We start from the raw sequence: 23,355 nt of genomic DNA, 5'->3' as shown, positions 1-23,355 counted from the left end.
GCCTCAGGGAAACTGGTAGCTGAACGTGAAGTTCAGCCGCGCGCTACGGTCGTTGTTGTCCAGCGCGCGGTCGCCGAAGGGTTTGGCCACTTCCGCCGACACCAGGTAGTGCTTGCGGTCGGAGAAGCGCACGCCCAGCGCCGCCGAGCCCATCTTCGCTTGCGTCTGGCCGCCCTGGTTGTAGTGGGTGCGGGCGGTGTCGGCGACCACGTAGGGCTGGATCTGGCTGAGCAGCGTGCTCTGCCGCAGGAACGAATAGTTGACCTCGTAGGAGGCGCCCCAACCCTTGTCGCCGGTGGCCTGGTCGTCGGGGTAGCCGCGGCCGAAGTTGGCGCCGCCATAGGTGACCTGTTCGGAGTCCGGCAGCACGTCGTCGCTCCACTGGAAGGCGGCGCTGACCACGCCCTGCCAGTTGGAGCCGAACTGGTCCTGCTGCGCGCCGTAGCCGAGCAGGCGGGTGAAGTCCTTCTTCACCGGCTCCGGAGTCTGCGCGCCCATGCCGTTGAGTCCCTGGTAGACCGCCAGGCTGCCGGCGCGCACGCGCTTCTCGGCGAACTGCTGGACCACGGTTTCCACGCCGACCACCCGCAGCTTGCTCTTCTGTTCGACGCGATAGGGAATGTCCGGGTAGACCAGGTCGTAGCGGCTGGCGTCGTTGACCGTGTAGCCGCGCAGGGTGACGTCCCAGGTCAGGTCGCGGCGCAGCATCAGCGGCAGGCCGAGGCCGGCGCTGACTCGTTCGTTCTGCCGGTGCCGTTCGAACTCCAGGCCGTTGGCCAGGTACAGGTTGTCGCCGGGGCGTGCGTTGTACTTGGAGTAGCCGACCTGCAGCTGCACGCCGTTGTCGCCCAGCAGTTGGCTGTAGTTCCAGGCGCGGTAGTACTCGTGGTCGTCGCCCGGCGGGTAGAGGTAGCTGTACTGCAGTTGCTCGCCCCAGCCGAGCAGCGACATCACCTCGGCGTTGAAGATGCCGCGCTGCTGGTTGCGCCGCGAGTCCAGGTTCATCCCGGTGTCGAAGCGCTTCTGTTTGCCGGCCAGCTCCAGCACCGCGCCGCCATCACTGGTGGTGGGTGGGTTGAGCGCCATCGCCAGCTGCAGGCCCGGCACACGGCTCATCAGCACGCTGAAGCGCTCGAAGCTCTCGCGGGTCAGCGGCTTCTCCGACTTGAGCTTGTCGATCCAGCGATCCACCCGCGCCTGGTGCACGCCCAGCTCGCCGTTGCTGCGCACCTGGGTGATGTGGCCTTCGACCAGGACGATGCGCGCGACGCCGCCGCTGAAGTCCTGGTTCGGTACGTAGGCGAAGGAGATGAAGTAGCCGTCTTCCTGGTAGCGCTGGGTGATGGCCTTGGCCGCTGCCACCAGTTCGCTGACCTGGATGGTGCGCCGGGTCAGCGGTTCCAGCAGGGGCTTCCAGGTGGCCACCGGGTAGTGCTTGCCGCCGGCCAGTTCGATGCGCTTGATGCGGATGTTCTGCTGGAGGATCTGCACCGGCTGGCTGGCCGCTGGCTCCGGGGTGGTGACCTTGGGAGCCTTGGGGCGCAGTTCGCCGTCGGGAAGGTTGGGGCGGGGCAGGGTCTGTTCGATATCGGAACCGGGGAGCTGGATCGGGCGCTCGGCCCAGGCCAGGGGTGCAGCCAACAACAGGGGCAGGACAGCGAGTTTGCGCATCTGGCTCCTCCGTGAGACCGACATCATGAAAAGACCAGGAGCCGTGGGCGGCTCCTGGTCACTACAGTATGGGCGTAATTCGGATTACTGCTTGGGCGTACCGATCGCCAATCCACCACCCAATCCGCCGGTAAGACCACCCAGCGTGCCGCCCACGGCGCCCAGCGTATTGCCCAGCAGGCCTCCCTGGCCGCTGGTGCTGCTGGTCGTGCCGGCTCCGGCGCCTACCGCCACGCCCGAGCCCTGGTTGTTGCTGCCGATTCCCAGCCCTGCGCCGGCGGTCAGACCGCCGCCGCCTGTCAGGCCGCTGGTTACATTGCCCAGGGTACCGGCCACGCCGTTGACCAGGCCGCCGACCGGATTGCTGCCCCCGGCGGCGCCGCCGAGGGAACCGGTCAGACCGCCGACCGCGCCGGTCACACCGCCGACCAGGCCGCCCACCGGATTGCCGCCGCCGGCTGCGCCACCCAGGGCACCGGTCACTCCGCCGACCAGCCCGCCGACCGGATTGCTGCCGCTGGTTGCACCACCCAGTGCACCGGTCACGCCACTGATCAGCCCACCCACCGGATTACTGCCGCCGACTGCACCGCCCAGCGATCCGGTCACGTTGCCGAGCAGCCCACCGCCCGGATTGCTGCCGTTGACCAGACCGCCTGCAGCGCTGACTGCCTGACCCGTATTGCTGACGATGCCGCCGACCGGGGCCAGCGCCGGATTCGGGCTGGCGACCTGGTTGCCTGTCTGGGTCACGACGCCGCCGACGGTGGTCAGCAGGTTGTTCACCGGCGCTGCCAGTCCAGTGGCAGCGCCGATACCGCGGGTGGTTCCTTCGACCTGGCCGACCAGACCGGCGGTGGTGCCGCTCAGCTGAGTGGTCAGCTGGCTCAGCGGGCCGCTGGTGACTGCGCCGCTGAGGGAGTCGCCGAGCATGGTGATCTTGCCGCCGACGCCGTCCACCAGACCGCCGACCTGGCCGGTCACGCCCTTGAGCGGGGTATTGGCCAGTACCGGGGCATCACCGATGGCCGCGACCGTATCGCCCAGGCTGCTGACCGCGCCGCCGGTGTGGCTGACCAGGCCGGTAACGCCGGCTACGGTGGTGCCCACGGCGTTGGGGTTGTTGCCGAGCTGGCCGAGGCCGTCGGTGACGCCGCTGCCGACACTGTCGACGCCTTCGCCGACCTGCTGGATCAGGTTGCCGGCGTTATCGGTCACGCCATCGCCGAGCACCGGTACTTTGACGGTCCGCACCACGGCGGCCAGGGTGTTGACGGTGGCGCCAGCGCTGGAGACGGCCTCGCCGGTTTCGGTCAGCACGTTGCCGGTGGTGCTGGCCGGTGGTGTGGTCGTACCGCCATTGCCATTCCCATCGCCACCACCATTACCGTTGCCGTTGCCACCACTGCCGGAGCCGTCGCCACCGCTCCCGCTGCCATCGCCGCCGGAGCCGGTACCGCCACTGCCACCGCTGCCATCGCCACCGGACCCCGACCCATCGCCCTGGGTACCGCTGGTGCCGCTGTCGCTGGAACGGTGATGACTGCTGCCGCCGTGGCTGCTGCAACCCTGCAGGGACAGAGCGACGACGAGAAGAGAAAGCGCGAACACACGAATAGGGCCTGACATACGAATTCCTCCATGACGAACGTCAGCCAGCTAAGGGGCGGTCGGTATTCCGGCGCGGTGCTGAGCTGCTCTGGAGTCAGTTCTAGAGGATTGTTTTCAGGGGCGAAATTGGAACTTGTATATAGTCGTTTTGTGGATTGCAGGTGTCTGATTCAAAAGGAAAAACTAAAGGATTAGGCGAGCTTTTCAGGGCTTTTTAATACCTTGGATATAGCGCTTTTCGCACGATGGTTCCGGATTGCCCGGCGCGAGGCGCTTCAGCGGCCCTGGAAACGGCCTTCGCGACGTTCCAGCATGGCATTCAGACCCTCCTGCGCATCCTCGGTCGACAGCAGTTCGCTGGCCATGGCTGGCAGCAGTCGCGCCGCCGCTTCCTCGCCCTCGTCAAGGCTGCGTCGAGCGGATGCCAGGGTGGCGCGGATGCCCAGCGGCGCCTGGGCCGCGACCCGTTGTGCCAGCCACAGGGCACGGGGCATCAGTTCTTCCGGTGCGGTGACTTCCTGCACCAGGCCGATGCGGTAGGCCTCGTGGGCATCGAAGGGATCGCCGGTGAGCAGCCAGCGCATGGCGTTGCCCCAGCCGGCCACCTGGTGCATGCGTAGCGTGGCGCCGCCGAAGGGGAAGATGCCGCGCTGCACTTCGAGCTGGGCGAAGCGCGCATTGCTGGCGCACAGGTTGATGTCGGCGGCGAGCATCAGCTCGATGCCCAGGGTGAAGCAGTAGCCCTTGGCGGCCACCAGCAGCGGCTTGGTCAGGCGCTTGCCGCCGAAGGTGCCCCACGGATCGGCCGAGCCTTCGGGCATGCTCCAGCCGGTGCGGAAGGTCTCGCCGATGTTGGCCAGGTCCAGGCCGGCAGTGAAGTGCTCGCCGTGGGCGAACACCAGGGCGCAGCGCAGGTCGTCGTCGCGCTCGTACTCGCCGAACGCCATGACCAGTTGGGTAAGCATGTCCAGGTCGAAGGCGTTGCGCTTGTCGACCCGATTCAGGCCGAGCAGCAGGACGTGGTCATGGCGTTCGACGGTGATGCGCGGCTGGCTGCTGGCGGTCATGGCGGGCTCCGGTCAGGTGGCTTGCAGGGTATAGCCGGCGTGGCAGGGGTTGTCCAAGCAACGACCGTTCGCCGGCCCTGTTCCGAAAAGAAACACATCGGTCAGGATTTTCCGGTATGATACGCGCCGGCCAAACGCTGGCCTCGTTTCGGATCCCGCATTCTCCCGCAGTTTCAGACTCGGGCCATGTGTCCGCAGTGCGGACTTCCTTGACGCATTCTTCCAATCTTCATTTCGCAAATCCCCGCTTCCAGCTGCCTGGGTGACTTCATTGTCGTACAGGGCATGCGCAGCTCGGCTATTGGGTCTTTGCGGATGTACTTAGAGGCAAAACCCATGACCCAGGAAACCGCCGGCTTCGCCGCGCTCGGTCTTCACCCCAATGTTCTCGCTGCCATTGCCGCTGTCGGTTATGAAGAGCCGTCGCCGATCCAGGCCCAGTCGATCCCGGTGATCCTCGAAGGCCACGACATGATCGGCCAGGCCCAGACCGGTACCGGCAAGACCGCTGCCTTCGCACTGCCGATGCTGTCGCAGATCGAGCCGAGCCGCCGCGTTCCGCAGGTGCTGGTACTGGTACCGACCCGCGAGCTGGCCCTGCAGGTTGCTACCGCTTTCGAAACCTATTCCAAGCAGATGCCGGGCGTCGGCGTCATCGCCGTCTACGGCGGCGCGCCCATGGGCCCGCAGCTCAAGGCCCTGCGCCAGGGCGCCCAGGTCGTGGTCGCCACTCCGGGCCGCCTGTGCGACCACCTGCGTCGCGACGAAAACCTGCTGTCCACCGTCAAGAGCCTGGTGCTCGACGAAGCGGACGAGATGCTCAAGCTCGGCTTCATGGATGACCTCGAAGTGATCTTCGAAGCCATGCCGTCCAGCCGCCAGAGCGTGCTGTTCTCCGCGACCCTGCCGGCCTCGATCCGCAGCATCGCCGAACGCCACCTGAAAGAACCCAAGCACGTCCGCATCGCGGCCAAGACCCAGACCGTCGCCCGCATCGAGCAGGTGCACCTGATGGTCCACGCCGACCAGAAGCCGGCCTCGATCCTGCGTCTGCTGGAAGTGGAACAGTTCGACGCGCTGATCGGCTTCGTACGCACCAAGCAGGCCACCCTGGACATCGCCGAGCTGCTCGAGCGCCAGGGCTACCGCGCCGCCGCGCTGAACGGCGACATGCCGCAGGCCCAGCGTGAGCGCGTGATCGAGTCGCTCAAGGACGGCTCGCTGGACATCGTCATCGCCACCGACGTCGCTGCCCGCGGCCTCGACGTGGCGCGCATCACCCACGTGCTGAACGTGGACATGCCCTACGATCCGGAATCCTACGTGCACCGTATCGGCCGTACCGGCCGTGCCGGCCGCGAAGGCCGTGCCCTGCTGCTGGTGACTCCGCGTGAGCGCCGTATGCTGCAGGTGATCGAGCGGGTGACCGGGCAGAAGGTCGGCGAAGTTCGCCTGCCGGACGCCGAAACCGTTCTCGAAGCGCGCCTGAACCGCCTCGCTACCGGCCTGCAACCGCTGCTGGCCAACGCCGTTGCCAGCCGTGGCGCGGTGCGTGACGAGCTGTGCCGCCGCCTGGGTACCGACATGGACACCCTGGCCGCCGTGCTGCTGGCCAAGCTGACCGAAGGCAAGGCGCTGGACCTGGAATCGGTCCGCCGCGAACAGCCGCTGACCCCGGCCGCCCCGCGTGAGCGCAGCGATCGCTATGAGCGTAGTGAGCGTGGTGATCGTCCCGAGCGCGGTGACCGCCCGGAGCGCAGTGGCGCGCCGCGCACCATGGCTCCGCCGTCGGAAGGCAAGGCCCGCTGCCGTACCGCCCTGGGCGCCCGTGACGGCGTACAGGCGAAGAACCTGCTGGGCGCCATCCTCAACGAGGGCGGCCTGTCCCGCGAGGCCATCGGCCGCATCCAGATCCGCGAGACCTTCAGCCTGATCGAGCTGCCGGAGGAGAACCTCGAGCGCCTGCTGACCAAGCTCAAGGACACCCGTGTCGCCGGCAAGGCCCTGCGGCTGCGCCGTTACCGCGAAGACTGATCCGTCAGTCTCCCGCGCATGAAAAAGCCCCGCCTTGGCGGGGCTTTTTCGTTTCCGGGGTTTGCTGCCGGCATCCGACTGCCCTTGTAGGAGCGAGCCTGCTCGCGAACACTTTCCCGGCGACGCCGGAGTCAGGTGGTTCGCGAGCAAGCTCGCTCCTATAGGTTGTGCCTCAACCGAAGCGGTAGATATCCATTCCCAGTGCGCCGAGGGTGAAGCCGGCGTGCTCGACGGTCATCGCCGAGCCACCCGCGCCACGGGCGAAGTACAGCGGCAGCAGGTGCTCGTCGCGCGGGTGGTTGCGCACCGCCTGGGGTGCCTGCCGGCGATAGTCGAGCAGGGCGGCTTCGTCGTCTGCTTCCAGGCGCTCCACCATCCAGTCGCGGAAGGCCTTGGCCCAGGGCGTGATCACTTCGGGGCCGGCCTGCCAGTCCAGCTCACCCAGGTTATGGGTGATGCTGCCGGAGCCGATCAGCAGCACGCCTTCTTCGCGCAGCTTGCGCAGGGCATGGCCGACGCGTTGCTGCATGGGCGCGCCGAGGCGGCTGGGCAGGGACAGCTGCACCACGGGAATGTCGGCCTCCGGGTACATCAGGCTCAGCGGCACCCAGGCGCCGTGGTCCAGTGGGCGCTCGGCGTCCAGGGTCGCCGGCAGGCCGTCGGCCGCCAGCAGTTCGACGACGCGGCGGGCCAGCTCCGGCGAGCCGATGGCCGGGTACTGCACGGCATACAGTTCCGGCGGGAAACCGTAGAAATCGTGCCAGGTGTCCGGATTGGGCGAAGCGGTGACGCGCAGGTCGGGGGTTTCCCAGTGGGCGGAGACCAACAGGATGGCGGTCGGGCGCGGCAGCTCGCGGGCCAGGCGCTTGAGCGGCGCGTCGCTGGCGCCGGGCTCCAGGGCCAGCATGGGGGAGCCGTGGGAGATGAACAGGGCAGGAAGCATGGTGAACCTCGCTACTTGAATGGCTCCATGTTCACCTGACTAATCATCGAAATCCAGTATAGGTTTTTGAATTTAACAATCGATTTTCACGATTACTGGTGGGGTGCCTGGTAGGAGCGAGCTTGCTCGCGAACCGCACAGCTGCACTGCCCAGTCGGAAAACTGTTCGCGAGCAAGCTCGCTCCTACTAGGTGCTCGGAAATTGCCAACTCAGTTGCAGACTGTTGGAGTCTTGGGCCAATCAGCGCTTTCGGCAGCAGGCGTCCGGTCGATACGTTAGAGTTTGCGGAAAATTCCCATGCTGATATCGGATTGAGTCATGCAGCAAAGCGATCAGGTTCTTGTTCTCGACATCGGTGAATGCCTTCGCCTGGAGGATGGCACCGAAATCTGTGTGCAGCGGGTCCGCGGTGAGCAGGTGCGGCTGAAGATACTCGAGGCCGGAGAGCGGCAACGCGAGCGGCGTGGCGCCTGGTGGCGCTGGCTGCTGCCGCGGGTGATACGCCATGTCTGAGTGGGTGACCTATGCAGCATGAGTTCTGGCAGTCGCGCTGGGCGCGCAATGAAATCGGCTTCCATCAGCCTGCAGTGAATCCCGGTCTGCAGCGGCACTGGCCGAGCCTGGAGCTGCCCGAGGAGTCCCAGGTACTGGTGCCCTTGTGCGGCAAGAGTCTGGACATGCTCTGGCTGGCACAGTGGGGTTATCGCGTGCTGGGCGTGGAGCTGGCCGAGCGCGCAGCCATCGACTTCTTCCGTGAACTGGGCGTGGAGCCGCGGATCACCCAGGAAGGCGCGCTGCGCCGCTACAGTTACGAACGCCTGGAAATCCTCCAGGGCGACTTCTTCGCCGTCGGCGCCGAACAGGTGGCCGATTGCGCGGCGCTGTATGACCGGGCGGCCTTGATCGCCCTGCCAGCGGACCTGCGCGCCGACTACGTGGCGCACCTGCAGGGCATCCTGCCGCAGCGGATGCGCGGCTTGCTGGTGACCCTGGAGTACCCCCAGGCGCAGATGGATGGCCCGCCGTTCGCCGTGATGGCCGATGAGGTTCGGCGCCATTTCGCTCGCCAGTGGACGGTGGAGGAGTGCGAGCGTCTGGATGTCCTGGCGGACAACCCGAAATTCCTCAAGCGCGGCGTCAGCCATCTGCAAGAAGTGGTGTTCGCGTTGCGTCGTGGCTGAATCGGCGGCATGAAAAAGGCGACCCGAGGGTCGCCTTTCTTATTGCCTGGAACTATCCCCTGAAAACTCAGCGGCCGGCGGCGCGCAGGGCTTCGATGCGGTCTTCCAGCGGCGGGTGGCTCATGAACAGGCCGGCGAGGCCATGCTTGAGGTTGCCGTTGATGCCGAAGGCCTGCAGTGAGCTCGGCATCTGTACCGGTACGCCCTGTTCGGCGCGCAGGCGTTGCAGGGCGGCGATCATCGCCCCGGTGCTGGCCAGGCGGGCGCCGGCTTCGTCGGCGCGGTATTCGCGTTTGCGCGAGAACCACATGACGATGATGCTGGCGAGGATGCCCAGGACCAGCTCGGCGAAGATGGTCGCGACGAAGTAGCCGATGCCCGGGCCGTCTTCGTTCTTCAGGATGGCCTTGTCGACGAAGTTGCCGAAGATGCGTGCGAAGAACATCACGAAGGTGTTCACCACGCCCTGGATCAGCGCCAGGGTGACCATGTCGCCGTTGGCCACGTGGCCGATCTCGTGGGCCAGCACGGCTTTCACTTCTTCGGGGGAGAAGCGCTCCAGCAGGCCCTGGCTGACGGCGACCAGCGCGTCGTTGCGGTTCCAGCCGGTGGCGAAGGCGTTGGCCTCGTAGGCGGGGAAGATACCCACTTCCGGCATCTTGATACCGGCCTCGCGGGACAGTTCTTCCACGGTCTGCAGCAGCCACTGTTCGTGGCGGGTGCGTGGCTGGCTGATGATCTCGGTGCCGGTGCTCATCTTCGCCATCCACTTGGAGATGAACAGCGAAACCAGGGAGCCGGCGAAGCCGAAGACGGCACAGAAGATCAGAAGGCTACCGTAATTCTGGCCGGTGAAACGGTCCACGCCGAGCAGTTTCAGGGTGATGCTGGCGATCACCAGAACTGCCAGGTTGGTGGCCAGGAACAACAGGATGCGCATCATGGCGTAAAGCTTCTCCTCACGGTGACAGGGGTGAAAACCGCATGGGAACGCGGCTTTCCGGATCGCCGGGCACGGTCATGCACGGGATCGCTGAACAGTATGCGGGGTATATACGGTTGGCCCCGAGGTGATTCAACTCGGGGACTATTTCAACTTGTGTCGCCTGCCCGGATTACGGGCGCCCCAGCTCGCTCTCGAAGAGTAGACGGGTCAGTCGCGCGATGCGTTCCCCGTGGCGGCTGGCCAGTGCTTCGCGCAGCTGGTTGGCCAGCGTGGCCTGGTCGCGGCGCACGCTGGGCGGCAGTTCCTCGCCGTCGCGCACGGCGTGGGGAACGATGCGGGTCAGGCGCAGGAAGGCCTTTTCGCTGAGCACGGCCTGGTCCAGCGCTTCGTAACGAATGGTTGCCTCGAAGCGCAGGTAGCCTTCCTCGGCCAGCCACAACAGCGCGCCCAGGCAACTCTGGTGGCGGGTGCTGGGTAGGCCGAACTCGTCGGGCTCTTCCCGGCCGATCAGGTCCTCGACATAGAGGGCGATCTTGCGCGGGAAGGCCTGGTAGAGCGTCAGCAGGCCGGAAGCGGCGTCCTTGTAGAAGTCGTCGATCTGCAGGTCCATGGATTACTGGCGATAGGTTTTCAGGAAGTTGCCGATACGCCCGATGGCCTGTTCCAGGTCATCGAGTCGGGGCAGGGTAACGACCCGGAAGTGATCCGGCCAGGGCCAGTTGAAAGCGGTGCCCTGAACGATGAGCAACTTCTCGGACAGCAGCAGATCGAGGACGAATTTCTCGTCGTTGTGAATCGGGCAGACCTTCGGGTCGATACGCGGGAAGGCGTAGAGCGCGCCCATGGGTTTGACGCAGCTGACGCCGGGAATGTCATTGAGCAGTTCCCAGGCGCGGTTGCGCTGCTCCAGCAGGCGGCCGCCCGGCAGCACCAGGTCGTTGATGCTCTGGTAGCCGCCCAGGGCGGTCTGGATCGCGTGCTGGCTCGGCACGTTGGCGCACAGGCGCATGTTGGCGAGGATATCCAGGCCCTCGATGTAGCTCTGCGCCTTGTGCTTGGGACCGGAAATGGCGATCCAGCCGGAGCGGAAGCCGGCCACGCGGTAGGACTTGGACAGGCCGTTGAAGGTCAGGCAGAGCACGTCCGGCGCCAGCGACGCGGTGGAGATGTGCTGGGCTTCGTCGTAGAGGATCTTGTCGTAGATCTCGTCGGAGAAGATCACCAGGTTGTGCTGGCGCGCCAGTTCGACGATGTCCATCAGCACTTCGCGCGAGTACACCGCGCCGGTGGGGTTGTTCGGGTTGATCAGCACCAGCGCCTTGGTGTTGCTGGTGATCTTCGCCTTCATGTCGGCGACGTCGGGGAACCAGCCGGCCTGCTCGTCGCACAGGTAGTGCACCGGCTTGCCGCCGGAGAGGGCGACCGAGGCGGTCCACAGCGGATAGTCGGGCGCCGGGATCAGCACCTCGTCACCGTTGTTGAGCAGCGCCTGCAGGGCCATGACGATCAGCTCGGAGACGCCGTTGCCCAGGTAGATGTCCTCGATGCCGACGCCTTCCACCTGCTTCTGCTGGTAGTACTGCATCACCGCCTTGCGCGCGCTGAACAGGCCCTTGGAGTCGCTGTAGCCCTGGGCGGTGGGCAGGTTGCGGATGACGTCCTGGAGGATTTCGTCCGGCGCCTCGAAACCGAACGGCGCCGGGTTGCCGATGTTCAGCTTGAGGATGCGGTGGCCTTCCTCTTCCAGGCGCTTGGCGTGCTTGAGCACGGGCCCGCGAATGTCGTAGCAGACGTTGGCGAGCTTGTTCGATTTGGTGACCTGCATGATCTTGGGATTCCGAAATAGTCCGCGGCCGGCGACTTGGCAGGCTGTAACGCGGGTGACAGACTGGCGTCAAATGATCGGTTCGGAAGTGCTTTTCCCTGCTATCGACCCTGAAAATCGGCAGGAAAACAGTGGATTTCTCGAAAAAGTAGAGTTTTTAAGGCTTTTCTATCGCGAGAATGTCTCTGTGCGGCAGATTCTGAACCTGACGTTAACCCGCGCATCATACGTGCGGCCCGATTCCCGGAAAAGGAGGCATCGGGCATTTTTTCCATTAATGGAGGCAGATCGATGGAAAAGTTGGAAAAGCCCCTGGACTCCTGGCGTGACGAACTCACCGATGAGCAGTTCCACGTCTGCCGCCTGGGCGGCACCGAGCGCGCCTTCACCGGCGAGTACCACGACACCAAGACCCCTGGCATCTATCACTGCGTGTGCTGCGGCACGGCGCTGTTCGACTCCGACGCCAAGTACGACTCGGGCAGTGGCTGGCCGAGCTACTTCCAGCCGGTGAACGGCGAGGTGGTCAAGGAACTGGAGGACTTCAGCCACGGCATGCATCGCATCGAGGTGCGCTGCGGCAAGTGTGACGCGCACCTGGGCCACGTCTTCCCCGACGGCCCGCGACCGACCGGGCTGCGTTACTGCATCAATTCGGCGTCGTTGAAGCTGGTGCCGAAAGCGTGACTCCAAGGCCCGCCATCCGGCGGGCCTTTTCTTTCAAGGCTGTACGGTCTCTACCTGTAGGAGCGGACCTTGTCCGCGATAAGCCGGCTAGGCTGGCGCTGACCAGCGTGCCGCGCCTTGGTGTGCACCTGCAATTCGGGATACGCGCATTGGGGATTTCGCGGACAAGGTCCGCTTCTACGTAAAGTTCTTCGCGGGGACTGCCCTCTCCCTAACCCTCTCCCTGAAGGGAGAGGGGACTGGTTCGGTGCCGGCTGAATCCACGGTGTCAGCCGGCACGGATAGCTCCCTCTCCCTTCAGGGAGAGGGCGGGGGAGAGGGGAAATCCGAGGCACGAACGATCAGAAGAAGACAGTTGCTCCTACGTTCAGGATGATGCTCCGGCATTTTGCGGGCTGATTAGTGATCAATTAAATTGCATGCAATTTAATTGATCACTATTCTTCCGGTTCCCACTTCTCTGGAGCCATGTCCGATGAGCGACGCACTGCTGAATATTCCCGTGACCACCATCAAGGGCGAACAGAAGACCCTCGCCGACTTCGGCGGCAAGGCCCTGCTGGTGGTGAACACTGCCAGCCAGTGCGGCTTCACCCCGCAGTACAAGGGGCTGGAGAAGCTCTGGCGGCAGTACAAGGACCAGGGCCTGGTGGTGCTGGGCTTCCCCTGCAACCAGTTCGGCAAGCAGGAGCCGGGCGGGGAAGGGGAGATCAGCCAGTTCTGCGAGCTGAACTTCGGCGTGAGTTTCCCGCTGTTCAAGAAGATCGACGTCAATGGCGCCGAAGCCCACCCGCTCTACGTGCAGCTGAAGAAGCGCGCTCCGGGCCTGCTGGGCAGCCAGGGCATCAAGTGGAACTTCACCAAGTTCCTCATCGGCCAGGACGGCAAGCTGGTCAAGCGCTTCGCTCCGACCACCAAGCCCGAGCAGCTCTCCGCCGAGATCGAAGCGCTGCTGTGATGACGGACGCTGCATCCCTGCCGGTAGAACTGCAACTGGACAACCAGCTGTGTTTTCGCCTGTACGCCGTGTCGCGGGCGGTGATCCGTGGCTACCGGCCGATGCTCGACGCGCTCGGCCTGACCTACCCGCAGTACCTGGCGATGCTGGTGCTCTGGGAGTGGCAGGCGGAGCCGCCGGAGCAGCCGTCGGTGAAGGCCCTGGGCGAGCGCCTGATGCTCGACTCCGGCACCCTGACGCCATTGCTCAAACGCCTGGAACAGCTCGGCCTGGTGCAGCGCCGTCGTGCGCAGCATGACGAGCGTGAAGTGCACCTGGGCCTGACGGCAGAGGGAATGGCGTTGCGCGAGAAGGTGCTGCCGCTACGCGAGGAGCTGCTCTGCCGCAGCGGCATCGACCTGAGCGTCACCGACGGTCTGCGCGAGCAGCTGGACGGTCTGCTGCGGCAACTGGCGAAGCTGGACGCCTGAATCAGCTGCGCGGCCGCTGCCCGGCCCAGCGTTCGAGGATGGCCGCCAGTTCGTCGCGGTGGAACGGCTTGGCCAGATAGTCGTCCATGCCGGCGGCGCGGCAGCGCTCGCGCTCGTCCGGCAGGGCGTTGGCGGTCAGGGCGATTACCGGCAGGTCCGGCCAGCGGCCGCTGCCGCGGATTTCCCGGGTCGCCTGGTAGCCATCCATCACCGGCATGTTGCAGTCCATCAGTACCAGGTCGAATGCCTCTCCATCGAGCTGGTGCAGTGCTTCCTCGCCATTGTTGGCGATGCTCACCTGGCAGCCCAGCTTCTGCAGCAGCCCGCGGGCTACCAACTGGTTGACCGGGTTGTCCTCCACCAGCAGCACGCGGGCGGAGAACTGCTCCAGCGGGGCGCTGCCGGAAGCTTGCGCCGCCGGCAGCGGCTGATGCTCGAAGGCCTGCTTCAGCGCCTGGTAGAGCACCGCCCGGGACAGCGGCCGGGCCAGCTGGCGCAATGGTGCCAAGCGCTGGGCGAGCTCGGGTTCGAGGAAATTGCCGTAGGCGGTGACCAGCAGCACCGGCCGTGTCACGTTCTGGCGCAGGCCGGTCAGGCAGTCCGGGCAGTCCGAGAGCAGTGCGTCCAGCTCCACGCCGGCCAGGCTCGCGTCGATGTCCAGGCGCTGGTAGTCCACGCCCCATTCCGCCAGCCAGTTCTGCAGCAGGGCCGCCAATCCGCTGCTGGCAGCGCACTGCACGACCAGTCGCCCCTCCAGCCTGGCCAGTGGTTGCGCCGGCTCCAGCGCCGGCAGGGGCAGGGTGACGGCGAATTCGCTGCCCAGGCCCGGCTGGGAGGTGACGCTCAGTTCGCCCTGCATCGCCTCGCAGAGCTTGCGCGTCAGTGCCAGGCCCAGCCCGGTGCCGCCGTATTGGCGGGCGATGCCGGCGTCGGCCTGGGTGAAGGGCTGGAAGATCTTCTGCAGCGCCTCGGGCGCCACGCCGATGCCGGTGTCGCGCACGCTGATCCGCACACCCTGATCGTGGTGGCCGATACCCAGCGGCTCCACGCGCACGTCCACGCGGCCCAGGCGGGTGAACTTGAGGGCGTTGGACAGCAGGTTGCTCACCACCTGGCGCACCCGCGTCGGATCTCCGCAGAACTGCGCCGGCAACTGCGGGCTGATCAGGCAGGTCAGTTCCACGGCCGGTCCGGCGTTCTGCGAGAGCAGGCTGGCGGTGTCTTCCACCAGGGTGCCGAGGTCGAAGGGAATCTGCTCCAGTTCCAGTTGGCCAGCCTCGAACTTGGACAGGTCGAGCACGTCGTTGAGCAGCTCCACCAGCACCTTGCCCGAGTCGTGGGCGATGGACAGCTGCTGGCGCTGCTCGGCGGTCAGCGGACCGTCCAGGGCCAGGCCGAGCATGCCCAGCAGGCCGTTGAGCGGGGTGCGGATCTCGTGGCTCATGTTGGCCAGGAAGCTGCCGCGCGCCTGGGCCATGGCCAGGGCGGTCTGCCGCGCCTGTTCCAGTTCCTGGTTGGACAGGGTCAGGCGCGCGTTGGCCGCCTTCAGTTCGGCGGTGCGCGCGGCGACGATGCTTTCCAGCTCCTCCAGGTACTGGGTCAGGCGGTCCTCGGCCTCGCGGCGCTGCTCCATCTCCACCGAGATACGGTTGAGCTGGCGGTTGGTGACCTCCACCAGCACGCCGATCTCGTCGCGCTCGTGCCCGCGCGGGCAGGGCAGGCGCAGGCGCGACGGCGAGCGCGGGTCGTGACGGGCGAGGGCTTCGATCAGGCTCACCAGCGGCTTGGTCAGCAGCGCATAGAAGAGCACCAGCAGGATCAGCGAGAGCATCAGGCTGCGCACGAAACCGGAGAGGAAGGTCATGCCGGCGCGGCGCAGGAAGTCGTTGCCGAAGACGAAGGTGTCGATCTCCAGGCGCAGTACGCCGAGGGATTCGGCGGGCGCATGGTCGACGAACAGTGGCTCCTCGTAGGTGCGTTGCTGGCCGAAGAGGAAGTCGCTCAGCCCGCGCAGGTGGCTCTCCGCTGGCGGCCGGTCGGCGCTCGCCAGGGGAACGCCGGCGTTGTCGATGATCTCGGCGCGGATCACCGCGGGCGAACGCAGCAGTCCTACGACCAGTTCCTGGGCCAGTTCGGCGTCGATGTTGTAGGCGATGCGCGCGGCGGGATTGTGGCTGACATCCAGCAGGGCGCGTACTTCGCGGTTGATGGAGGCGTCCTGGCTGGCATAATCGACGCCTACCTGGATGAGGCTCAGCAGCGTGCCGAGGATGAACGCCACCAGCACCGTCAGGCTGGCCTGCTTGAACGAGAGGCGATGGGTGAGCGCAATATCCATGGTTGCGGAGTGTCGCCTCGCAGAAGCTGTCCTGCGGCGTAGCATAGCCCATCAGAACCGTCTGTCGGGATAGCCCGCAGGCGAAGAAATTTCCAGGATGTTCCTGGAAAACCTGGAGACTCGAGTGGATTCCCGCCTGAACGATTTTCTCGCCCGCGCCGAGGTGCTGATGGCGCGCCTGGAACCGCTGTTGCCGGCTGTCCGCGAAACCCTGGACTGGCAGCAAAGCCTGGCGGCGCGCTGGCACCGTGATGGCCGCAGCGGCTACCTGCAGCCCTTGCAGGTCAGCCTCGACCTGCGCCTGGACGACCTGCTGGGCGTCGACAAGCAGCGCGAGCAACTGACCCGCAACACCCGCCAGTTCGTCGCCGGCAAGCCCGCCAACCATGCGCTGCTGTGGGGGGCCCGGGGCACCGGCAAATCCTCCCTGGTGCGCGCGCTGCTGGCCGAAATGGCCGGCGAGGGCCTGCGCCTGATCGAGATCGAGCGCGACCATCTGGCTGACCTGCCCCGTGTGGTCGAGCAGATCCAGGGCCTGCCGCAGCGCTTCGTGCTGTTCTGCGACGACCTCTCGTTCGATGCCGGCGAGGGTGATTTCCGCGTCCTCAAGAGCGTGCTCGATGGTTCGCTGGAGCAGGCCCCGGACAACGTGCTGCTCTACGCCACGTCCAACCGCCGCCACCTGGTGTCGGAAAAGCAGAGCGACAACGAGAACTGGAAGATGGTCGACGGCGAGTTGCATCCCAACGAGGCCGTCGAAGACAAGATCGCCCTGTCCGATCGCTTCGGCCTGTGGCTGTCCTTCTATCCCTTCACCCAGGAGCACTTCCTCAGCGTGGTGCGCCACTGGGTCGAAGTGCTCGCGCAGAAGTCCGGGCTCGCCGCCTGGACCTGGGACGAAGCATTGGAGAAGGAAGCCATCCGCTGGGCGCTCGGACGCGGCAACCGTAATGGCCGCTGTGCCTATCAATTCGCCCGCTACTGGGTGGGCCGACAATTGCTGGAAGGAGAAACCCCATGATCGATCTGCAACAGGCCGGCGCCGGCCTGGGTGGCTACGCGCTGCTGGCCGCCCAGGCGGAGTCGCTGTTCGCCGACGAGCGCGATTTCATCGCCAATGCCGCGCAGTTTTCCGCGTTCCTGTTCAACGAGCTGGCGGACCTGAACTGGGCCGGCTTCTACCTGAACCGCAACGAGGAGCTGGTGCTCGGCCCGTTCCAGGGCAAGGTCGCCTGCGTGCGCATTCCCTTCAGCAAAGGTGTTTGCGGCGCCGCGGCGCGTACCCGCGAGACGCAGCGCGTCGAGGACGTGCATGCGTTCCCCGGCCACATCGCCTGCGACAGCGCGTCCAACAGCGAGCTGGTGGTGCCGCTGGTGAAGGAAGGCCGCCTTATTGGTGTGCTGGACCTGGATAGCCCGAAGGTGGGCCGCTTCAGCGCGGAGGATCAGGTGGGTATCGAGCGTCTGGTGGAGATTTTCCTGCGACTGTCCGACTGCTGATCCGAGCCCATGAAAAAGCCCCGCCTAGGCGGGGCTTTTTCCATTCGTAGGAGCGGTCTTTGTCCGCTATGGCTTGCGGTGCGAGGCGAATCTATCGCGGACAAAGTCCGCTCCTACGGAGTCCAAGAGTCATGTGACGGGTTTTACGTCGATCAGCGCTTGGCCATGATCTTGGCGATGATCTGCAGCTCGCCCTGGACGATCTCGGCCAGGGCCGGACGTGCCAGGCAGCGCTCGAAGTGGGCGGCCAGCTTCGGCCAGTGCTGGGCATCGAGTTCCTCGCCGCCGTGGCGCAGGTTGACCAGCTGGCAGGCGATGGCGATGTCGGCGAGGCTGAAACGGTCATCGACGAACCACTGCTGCTCGCCCAGGCATTTCTCCAGGTAGTCGAAGTGCTCCGGCAGCTTCTCCTGCATGGCGCCCTTCACTGCGACTTCATCGCAGACCTTGCCCATCAGCGGCTTGAGCAGGCGGTTGCGGAACACGGTGAAGGTGGTCAGCGGCGCCAGCTCGTAGTCGGCGTACTTCTCCAGCCAGTGGATCCGTGCGCGGGCCTGGGCGCCTTCGCCGCACAGGGCGGCACGCTGCGGGTCGCGGTCTTCCAGGTAGTGGCAGATGACGCTGGAGTCGGCCAGGGTGAAGTCGCCGTCGCGGATCGCCGGCACGCGGCGCAGCGGGTTCAGTTCGCGGTACCAGTCCGGCTGGTTGAACGGATTGACGTTCTCCAGCTGGTAGTCGAGGCCTTTCTCGGCAGCGAACAGGCGGACTTTGCGGACGAAGGGGGACAGCGGGGCGCCGAAGACGACGAGGCTCATGCAGGGCTCCTGGGGCGAAGGTGGCCGATGGGGAGAGATTTCGACGACGGATCAGTCGTAAAGGTTCTTCTTCTTCCAGATATCGTCGTCGTCCAGCGCCTTGAGGCCGTCGCCCAGCTCGCTGGGTTCCTCGGCGGCCGGCTGGGCGGTTTCCAGCACCATGGCGTTGGCGCGTGCCAACTGGTTTTCCAGCTGCTTGAGCTGCGCCTGGTAGCGACCGATCTCCGGTTGCTTCTGCAGGTACTGTACGCCGCGCTCGAAGGCCAGCCGTGCCTGGCGCGGCTGACCCTGCTGCAGCGCCTGCTGGCCGAGGTTGCCGAAGAACTCTATATGGAGGAGGGCGAGCAGGTGGCGGATTTCCTTCACCCACTTCTGCGCCTCGGCGCGCGGCAGCATGTTGTCCTGGGCGCAGCGGGTGAGCTGGGCGTGCAGCGCTTCGAAGAGGAAGCGCACGTCCTTGGCCTTGGCTTCGGTCTGGATCGGCTGCGGCGGGTTCTTCACCGGGATGGCTTCGTCCTTGGCGACCTGGCCGCGCAGTTCCTCGATACGTTCCTTGAGCGAAGTGTTGTGCTTGTCCAGTGCCAGCAGGCGTTGGCTGAGGTTCAGCTCGAAGCCGCTGAGCAGAAGCTTCAGTGCCGGCGACATGAACTGTCCGGGCATCGACTCGGAAACATCGCCGCAGCGCCGGCAGCGGTCGGACAGATCGGCCTTCAGACGGGCCTGCTCCAGCTTGCGGTTTTCCACCAGGTGGTTGATATAGCCGATAGCCACCAGCAGGGCGATACCGACAAGAACCAGGACCGTAATGACGAGTGGCGACACCGTGGAGTGCTCCGGAGGTTTTTCCGCGAGTGTAATGTCTTAGTGATACTGCTGATAGCGGCAGCTCAGTTTTTACTCAGAAGTCTTTGATTTAAAAAATATTTCTACTAAGGGTTGACGGCCTTACAAAGCCTCCCTAGAATGCGCGCCACTTCGACGCGAAACGCAGAAATTGCCGAAACGGCGAAGTCGGAAAGATGTTAAGTTCCGGGCCGCGTCCCCTTCGTCTAGTGGCCTAGGACACCGCCCTTTCACGGCGGTAACAGGGGTTCGAGTCCCCTAGGGGACGCCATTGCGGGAATAGCTCAGTTGGTAGAGCACGACCTTGCCAAGGTCGGGGTCGCGAGTTCGAGTCTCGTTTCCCGCTCCAGATTCTCGATCATCGCCCAGGCGGTGACCGAAAGATGAAATGGCGTTACCCTTCGGCGAAAGCTGAAGGTTGCAACAGGTTGCTGCGGGAATAGCTCAGTTGGTAGAGCACGACCTTGCCAAGGTCGGGGTCGCGAGTTCGAGTCTCGTTTCCCGCTCCAAAAATCGAAACGCCGCCCAGTAGGGCGGCGTTTTCGTTAACCTCCGGCGAAAGCCGCGGGTTACAGCAGGTTGATGCGGGAATAGCTCAGTTGGTAGAGCACGACCTTGCCAAGGTCGGGGTCGCGAGTTCGAGTCTCGTTTCCCGCTCCAGAATCGAAACGCCGTCCGTCAGGACGGCGTTTTCGTTTGTGCGGCGAAAAATCCTGCCTGCCGGGTCTCTCCAGCCCGGTTTCCCCAAGCCGTTCCGCCACGCTCCAAGCCGCAAAGCGTTGTACGAACACCGAGGAATCTTCGTCAGCTACGTGCGAAGTCATTCGCGTACCGGCATTGAAGAGGATTCTGACCCCGCCCTGGGGATATTCCCGTTTGTCGGCCTGCCCTGGCGCACCAGAATGCCTGCGCTCGATCGCCTTGCGGTGGAGCGGGGTCCTTCAGGCCGCCCGCTGGCGACCTGAAGAGACATTCGTGGAGCCAGTGCTGAGGTTGTGCAGATGGCGGAGTTGCCCACTCGCCTTGATTTCGATCGTCTCAAACTCCCATCGAATGGGGAGAAGACCGATGTTCTATCGGTGTTCGACTTCGATGGCACCCTGACCCGCCACGACAGCTTCCTGCCATTCCTCTGGTTCGCCTTCGGCACCTGCGGATTCCTGCGCCGCCTGCCAGCCCTCGCTTTGCCGAGCCTCGCCTTCCTGCTGCACCGGCTGGGACGTGACGAGCTCAAGGCACGGCTGATCGCCGTATTCCTGGCCGGCGTGGATTCGCAATGGCTGTCGAGCAGGGCCGAGGCCTACTGCCAGTTCATCTGGCGTTACCTGATGCGACCCGCCGGGCTGCGGGGCGTGGCCGCCGAGCGCTGGGCCGGAGCGGAGGTCACCCTGTGCTCCGCTTCTCCGGCCCTGGTCCTGCGACCCTTTGCCGAGCGCCTCGGTGTCGGCCTGATCGGCACCGAGCTGGAAGTCCGCGACGGCCGGCTGACCGGGCGCCTGCTGGGCGGCAACTGCCGCGCCGAGAACAAGGTGCTGCGCCTGGAGGCCCGCTATGGCCTTCTCGCCCGCTACCGGCTGCGCGCCTGGGGCGACACCCAGGGCGACCACGCGTTACTGCGTGCCGCCCAGGACCCGCACTGGCGGGTCTTCCATCCCACCTGGCGACGTACACCCGGACCGATCCGACCGGCCGCCTGACCCGACTCATGGCCGGGCAGCCCGGCTGAACCCTACTGACCGAGACTCTTAATCGTGGAATTGACACACCTGGGATTTCCCCCGCTGACCATTGCGGTCTTCGTCGGGCTGGCACTGGCGGCGCTGCTGCTGGACCTGTTCAGCCATCGTGACAACAAACCCATTTCCCTGGGCGGCGCGGTCGCCTGGTCGATCTTCTGGGTCGCCATTTCCCTGGCTTTCGCCGGCTTCCTTTATGTCCAGCACGGTTCCCAGGTCGCCAGCCTGTTCCTCACCGGCTATGCGCTGGAGAAGGTGCTGAGCGTCGACAACCTGTTCGTTTTCATCGCCATCTTCGCCTGGTTCAAGATGCCGGACGGCCTGCGCCACCGCGTGCTGTACTGGGGCATCATCGGTGCCATCGTGTTCCGTGCGATCTTCGTGGCCCTCGGCACCGGCCTGCTGGTGTTCGGCCCCTGGGTGGAGATTCTCTTCGCGGCGATCGTTGCCTGGACCGGCGTGATGATGCTCAAGGGCGGCGGTGACGATGATGAGGAAGAGGACTACTCCCAGCACCTGGCCTATCGCTTCGCCAGCAAGCTGTTCCCGGTCTGGCCGAAGCTCATGGGCGGGCGCTTCTTCGTGGCGCGCCGGCAGCTGGAAACCGAGGTGCGCAAGCCGGAGCACCAGGGCATCAGCCTGGCCGCCAAGGGCGCGCTGTTCGCCACGCCGCTGTTCCTCTGCCTGGTGGTGGTGGAAGTGTCGGACGTGCTGTTCGCCTTCGACTCGGTGCCGGCGGTGATCGCCGTCAGCCGCGAGCCGCTGATCGTCTACTCGGCCATGCTGTTCGCCATCCTCGGCCTGCGCACCCTGTACTTCGTGCTCGAAGCGCTCAAGCGCTACCTGGTCCACCTGGAGAAGGCGGTGGTCGTGCTGCTGTTCTTCATCGCCGCCAAGCTGGGCCTGAACGCCACCAATCACCTGTTCCACCACGGCTACAGCATCGATGCCAATACCAGCCTGATCGTGGTGCTGGTGGTGCTGGCGCTGGGCATCCTGGCCAGCGTGCTGTTCCCGGCGAGGGAAGAGGGCGAGGCGGAAACGCCCCAGCGCTGACCGCCGCGCTCATGAAAAAAGCCCGCGCATGCGGGCTTTTTGCGTGCTGGCGGATCAGGCCGCCACCGGCTCCTCGCGGGGCACGAACAGGCGGCGGGTCGCCAGCAGGTGGATGATGAAGGAGATCAGTGCGGCGCCCAGTACGCCCACGCCCAGGCGGGTGAACACGCCGCCGGTGTCGGCAAAGTTCTGCAGGCGGTCAAGTCGGTCGAAGTGCGCCGGGTCGGCGTTGGAGTAGGCGATCTGCAGCGTACTGCCTTCGGAGTACTGGTCGACGTTGCTGGCAGCCACGTCGAAGCGGCCGATGTAGGGCTGGCCCTTCACTTCGAACTGGTAGGTGAAGTGGTACATCTCCCTGGTGCGTCCGCGCCGGCCGCGCTCCTCGGTGACGTTGTCCAGGGCCAGCGGCGCGCTGACCACCGAGTGGTCGGCGAGGATGCGCTTGGCGTGCAGGTGGTCGCCGATGGCGGTGAGGCACATCACCACCACGAAGCCGATGGCGAAGAGCGTGCAGAGGATGCTGGAGACGCGGCTGACTTTCTGGTGGGCCTGTGGCGAAATCTTGAAGCTGAGCATGACGTTCCCTGCCTTTGTGTTGGAAAAGTAACAAAAGGCTACGGGCGCGGCGGCGGGGTGTCCTTGTCAGTTTGTCAACCGGGCGGGGCAGTGCGCTGGACAGAACGTCCGTGGCGCGGCGGCAGGCGCCGCGCCGGCTGGAGCGTCAGTGCTTGGGGGTGTCGTCCGGCAGGGCCAGCAGGCGCTTCTCGGCGTTCCAGTCGAAGGCTTCGCCGTTTTCCTCGGCCTCGAAGCGGCGCTCGTCGAGCTGCTGGTACATCTGCAGCTCTTCGTCGGGCATGTAGTGCAGGCAGTCGCCGCCGAAGAACCACAGCAGGTCGCGGGGGATCAGGTGGGCGATCTGCGGGTAGCGGTGGAAGATCTGGCTGATCAGGTCCTGGCCCAGGTACTGGGCGCCTTCCGGGTCGCGCGGCAGTTCCACCAGCAGCTCGTCGAAGCGCTCCAGGAACAGGCCGTGGTTGTCCTCGGGAACCTGCTCGGCTTCGCCCAGGGCGCCGAGGATCATGCGCAGGTGGTTGAGCAGGGCAATGTGGTGGTCGAGATAGGCGCTGGCCATGGGGGTTCCTCTGGAGCTGTATGCAAACGGCCGGGGAGTATATCGGGTTGCCGGCCGTGCCGCCGCTGCGATCAGCGCAGCGGTTGCGACAGGGTCTGGCGGCGCTGGTTGTTGATCTGCTGGCGTTGCTGGTCGAGCAGGCGTTGCTGCTGTTGCAACTGCTGTTGCTGCAGGTCGTTCCTCTGCCGCTGGATCAACTGGTCGCTCTGCCGGCGCTGCTCGTTCCAGCGGCGCTGGTTGTCCTGCTCGCGCTGCAGGTTCTGCTGCTGCAGTTGCAGACGCTGGTCCTCGTAATCCAGACGCTGGCGGTCCAGCTCGTTCTGCCGCAGTTGCTGCTGGCGGCGCAGGCCGTCCTGCTGTTGCTGGATCGGGTCGATGATCGGGCTGGGCGCTGGCGCCGGGCGTGGCTGGCTGGGATAGAGCCAGGGATCGGCGTGGGCGCTGCCGGCCAGCAGGGCAAGCAGCATCGGGATCAGGTATCGGCGCATGGTACGGCTCTCCATGACGGTGATGTGCCCAGTGTGCACCCGTTGATCCGTCG

General features: G+C 65.4%; 22 protein-coding genes, 4 tRNA genes and 1 pseudogene. 14 read left to right on the top strand and 13 right to left on the bottom strand.

What is annotated here, in order from left to right:
- Positions 1 to 3: 3 nt before the first annotated feature.
- From HNP46_RS05910 to HNP46_RS05900, 3 genes are all read right to left on the bottom strand, one after another.
- The gene (locus HNP46_RS05910) at positions 4 to 1,671 is read right to left on the bottom strand and encodes a ShlB/FhaC/HecB family hemolysin secretion/activation protein (RefSeq protein WP_184586746.1); all 1,668 of its coding nucleotides are present in this window, start codon (positions 1,669 to 1,671) and stop codon (positions 4 to 6) included.
- Between the two features lie 84 nt (positions 1,672 to 1,755).
- Positions 1,756 to 3,300, bottom strand: a complete 1,545-nt coding sequence (locus HNP46_RS05905) for a collagen-like triple helix repeat-containing protein (RefSeq protein ID WP_184586744.1) — start codon at positions 3,298 to 3,300, stop codon at positions 1,756 to 1,758.
- A 257-nt stretch (positions 3,301 to 3,557) separates the two neighbouring features.
- Positions 3,558 to 4,349, bottom strand: coding sequence for a crotonase/enoyl-CoA hydratase family protein (locus HNP46_RS05900; protein WP_184586742.1), 792 nt, complete (start codon positions 4,347 to 4,349; stop codon positions 3,558 to 3,560).
- 301 nt (positions 4,350 to 4,650) lie between these two features.
- Between HNP46_RS05900 and HNP46_RS05895 the strand changes: the two are divergent.
- Positions 4,651 to 6,383, top strand: a pseudogene (locus HNP46_RS05895) (DEAD/DEAH box helicase).
- 172 nt (positions 6,384 to 6,555) lie between these two features.
- Here HNP46_RS05895 and HNP46_RS05890 read toward each other — a convergent pair.
- Positions 6,556 to 7,326, bottom strand: coding sequence for a DODA-type extradiol aromatic ring-opening family dioxygenase (locus tag HNP46_RS05890; protein ID WP_184586738.1), 771 nt, complete (start codon positions 7,324 to 7,326; stop codon positions 6,556 to 6,558).
- A gap of 319 nt (positions 7,327 to 7,645) precedes the next feature.
- On the opposite strand from HNP46_RS05890, the gene HNP46_RS05885 reads away from it, so the two are divergent.
- On the top strand, positions 7,646 to 7,840 hold the full coding sequence (locus HNP46_RS05885) for a hypothetical protein (protein ID WP_184586736.1): 195 nt from the start codon (positions 7,646 to 7,648) through the stop codon (positions 7,838 to 7,840).
- 11 nt (positions 7,841 to 7,851) lie between these two features.
- On the top strand, positions 7,852 to 8,508 hold the full coding sequence (locus HNP46_RS05880) for a thiopurine S-methyltransferase (protein WP_184586734.1): 657 nt from the start codon (positions 7,852 to 7,854) through the stop codon (positions 8,506 to 8,508).
- A gap of 67 nt (positions 8,509 to 8,575) precedes the next feature.
- On the opposite strand, the gene htpX is transcribed toward HNP46_RS05880, so the two are convergent.
- The 3 genes from htpX to HNP46_RS05865 all read right to left on the bottom strand — a co-directional run bounded on the left by htpX (position 8,576) and on the right by HNP46_RS05865 (position 11,279).
- On the bottom strand, positions 8,576 to 9,451 hold the full coding sequence (htpX, locus tag HNP46_RS05875) for a protease HtpX (protein WP_184586732.1): 876 nt from the start codon (positions 9,449 to 9,451) through the stop codon (positions 8,576 to 8,578).
- 172 nt (positions 9,452 to 9,623) lie between these two features.
- Positions 9,624 to 10,064, bottom strand: coding sequence for a hypothetical protein (locus HNP46_RS05870; protein WP_184586730.1), 441 nt, complete (start codon positions 10,062 to 10,064; stop codon positions 9,624 to 9,626).
- Between the two features lie 3 nt (positions 10,065 to 10,067).
- Positions 10,068 to 11,279 carry a pyridoxal phosphate-dependent aminotransferase gene (locus tag HNP46_RS05865; RefSeq protein WP_184586728.1) on the bottom strand — a complete coding sequence of 404 codons (1,212 nt, stop codon included), beginning with the start codon at positions 11,277 to 11,279 and terminating at the stop codon, positions 10,068 to 10,070.
- Positions 11,280 to 11,570: 291 nt separating this feature from the next.
- Here HNP46_RS05865 and msrB point away from each other — a divergent pair, with 291 nt between their 5' ends.
- From msrB to HNP46_RS05850, 3 genes are all read left to right on the top strand, one after another.
- Entirely contained in the window at positions 11,571 to 11,966 is a 396-nt protein-coding gene (gene msrB / locus HNP46_RS05860; protein ID WP_045211413.1) for a peptide-methionine (R)-S-oxide reductase MsrB, read from the top strand.
- A 475-nt stretch (positions 11,967 to 12,441) separates the two neighbouring features.
- The gene (locus tag HNP46_RS05855; protein WP_184586726.1) at positions 12,442 to 12,924 is read left to right on the top strand and encodes a glutathione peroxidase; all 483 of its coding nucleotides are present in this window, start codon (positions 12,442 to 12,444) and stop codon (positions 12,922 to 12,924) included.
- Positions 12,924 to 13,394: a MarR family winged helix-turn-helix transcriptional regulator gene (locus tag HNP46_RS05850; RefSeq protein WP_184586724.1), complete on the top strand. Its 471-nt coding sequence runs from the start codon at positions 12,924 to 12,926 to the stop codon at positions 13,392 to 13,394. The genes HNP46_RS05855 and HNP46_RS05850 overlap by 1 nt, the downstream gene beginning before the upstream one ends.
- A gap of 1 nt (position 13,395) precedes the next feature.
- Here the strand turns inward: HNP46_RS05850 and HNP46_RS05845 are convergent, their stop codons facing one another.
- Positions 13,396 to 15,777, bottom strand: a complete 2,382-nt coding sequence (locus tag HNP46_RS05845) for an ATP-binding protein (protein ID WP_409372403.1) — start codon at positions 15,775 to 15,777, stop codon at positions 13,396 to 13,398.
- Positions 15,778 to 15,856: 79 nt separating this feature from the next.
- Here HNP46_RS05845 and HNP46_RS05840 point away from each other — a divergent pair, with 79 nt between their 5' ends.
- Complete coding sequence (locus HNP46_RS05840) at positions 15,857 to 16,753, top strand: ATP-binding protein (RefSeq protein WP_184586720.1); 897 nt, start codon at positions 15,857 to 15,859, stop codon at positions 16,751 to 16,753.
- Positions 16,750 to 17,232, top strand: a complete 483-nt coding sequence (locus HNP46_RS05835) for a GAF domain-containing protein (RefSeq protein ID WP_184586718.1) — start codon at positions 16,750 to 16,752, stop codon at positions 17,230 to 17,232. The genes HNP46_RS05840 and HNP46_RS05835 overlap by 4 nt, the downstream gene beginning before the upstream one ends.
- Positions 17,233 to 17,384: 152 nt before the next feature.
- On the opposite strand, the gene HNP46_RS05830 is transcribed toward HNP46_RS05835, so the two are convergent.
- Positions 17,385 to 18,047 carry a glutathione S-transferase family protein gene (locus HNP46_RS05830; protein ID WP_184586716.1) on the bottom strand — a complete coding sequence of 221 codons (663 nt, stop codon included), beginning with the start codon at positions 18,045 to 18,047 and terminating at the stop codon, positions 17,385 to 17,387.
- A gap of 51 nt (positions 18,048 to 18,098) precedes the next feature.
- Positions 18,099 to 18,869 carry a hypothetical protein gene (locus tag HNP46_RS05825; RefSeq protein ID WP_184586714.1) on the bottom strand — a complete coding sequence of 257 codons (771 nt, stop codon included), beginning with the start codon at positions 18,867 to 18,869 and terminating at the stop codon, positions 18,099 to 18,101.
- 216 nt (positions 18,870 to 19,085) lie between these two features.
- Here HNP46_RS05825 and HNP46_RS05820 point away from each other — a divergent pair.
- The 6 genes from HNP46_RS05820 to HNP46_RS05795 all read left to right on the top strand — a co-directional run bounded on the left by HNP46_RS05820 (position 19,086) and on the right by HNP46_RS05795 (position 21,682).
- Positions 19,086 to 19,161 (top strand) — tRNA-Glu (locus HNP46_RS05820).
- A gap of 2 nt (positions 19,162 to 19,163) precedes the next feature.
- Positions 19,164 to 19,239: transfer RNA gene (locus HNP46_RS05815), tRNA-Gly, on the top strand.
- An 84-nt stretch (positions 19,240 to 19,323) separates the two neighbouring features.
- Positions 19,324 to 19,399 (top strand) — tRNA-Gly (locus HNP46_RS05810).
- 75 nt (positions 19,400 to 19,474) lie between these two features.
- A tRNA-Gly gene (locus HNP46_RS05805) sits at positions 19,475 to 19,550 on the top strand.
- A gap of 341 nt (positions 19,551 to 19,891) precedes the next feature.
- The gene (locus tag HNP46_RS05800) at positions 19,892 to 20,587 is read left to right on the top strand and encodes an HAD-IB family phosphatase (RefSeq protein ID WP_184586712.1); all 696 of its coding nucleotides are present in this window, start codon (positions 19,892 to 19,894) and stop codon (positions 20,585 to 20,587) included.
- 54 nt (positions 20,588 to 20,641) lie between these two features.
- Positions 20,642 to 21,682 carry a TerC/Alx family metal homeostasis membrane protein gene (locus HNP46_RS05795; protein WP_184586710.1) on the top strand — a complete coding sequence of 347 codons (1,041 nt, stop codon included), beginning with the start codon at positions 20,642 to 20,644 and terminating at the stop codon, positions 21,680 to 21,682.
- 54 nt (positions 21,683 to 21,736) lie between these two features.
- On the opposite strand, the gene HNP46_RS05790 is transcribed toward HNP46_RS05795, so the two are convergent.
- From HNP46_RS05790 to HNP46_RS05780, 3 genes are all read right to left on the bottom strand, one after another.
- Positions 21,737 to 22,258, bottom strand: a complete 522-nt coding sequence (locus tag HNP46_RS05790; protein ID WP_184586701.1) for a DUF3592 domain-containing protein — start codon at positions 22,256 to 22,258, stop codon at positions 21,737 to 21,739.
- Between the two features lie 145 nt (positions 22,259 to 22,403).
- Positions 22,404 to 22,814, bottom strand: a complete 411-nt coding sequence (locus HNP46_RS05785; RefSeq protein WP_184586699.1) for a PA2817 family protein — start codon at positions 22,812 to 22,814, stop codon at positions 22,404 to 22,406.
- 71 nt (positions 22,815 to 22,885) lie between these two features.
- On the bottom strand, positions 22,886 to 23,302 hold the full coding sequence (locus HNP46_RS05780) for a PA2816 family glutamine-rich protein (protein ID WP_184586697.1): 417 nt from the start codon (positions 23,300 to 23,302) through the stop codon (positions 22,886 to 22,888).
- Positions 23,303 to 23,355: the final 53 nt, after the last annotated feature.

It is taken from the genome of Pseudomonas nitroreducens (assembly GCF_014204515.1).
In the GTDB taxonomy this organism is placed as follows: domain Bacteria; phylum Pseudomonadota; class Gammaproteobacteria; order Pseudomonadales; family Pseudomonadaceae; genus Pseudomonas; species Pseudomonas nitritireducens_A.
Note: the sequence above shows the minus strand (reverse complement) of the source record. Positions and strands in the feature narration are given on the sequence as shown.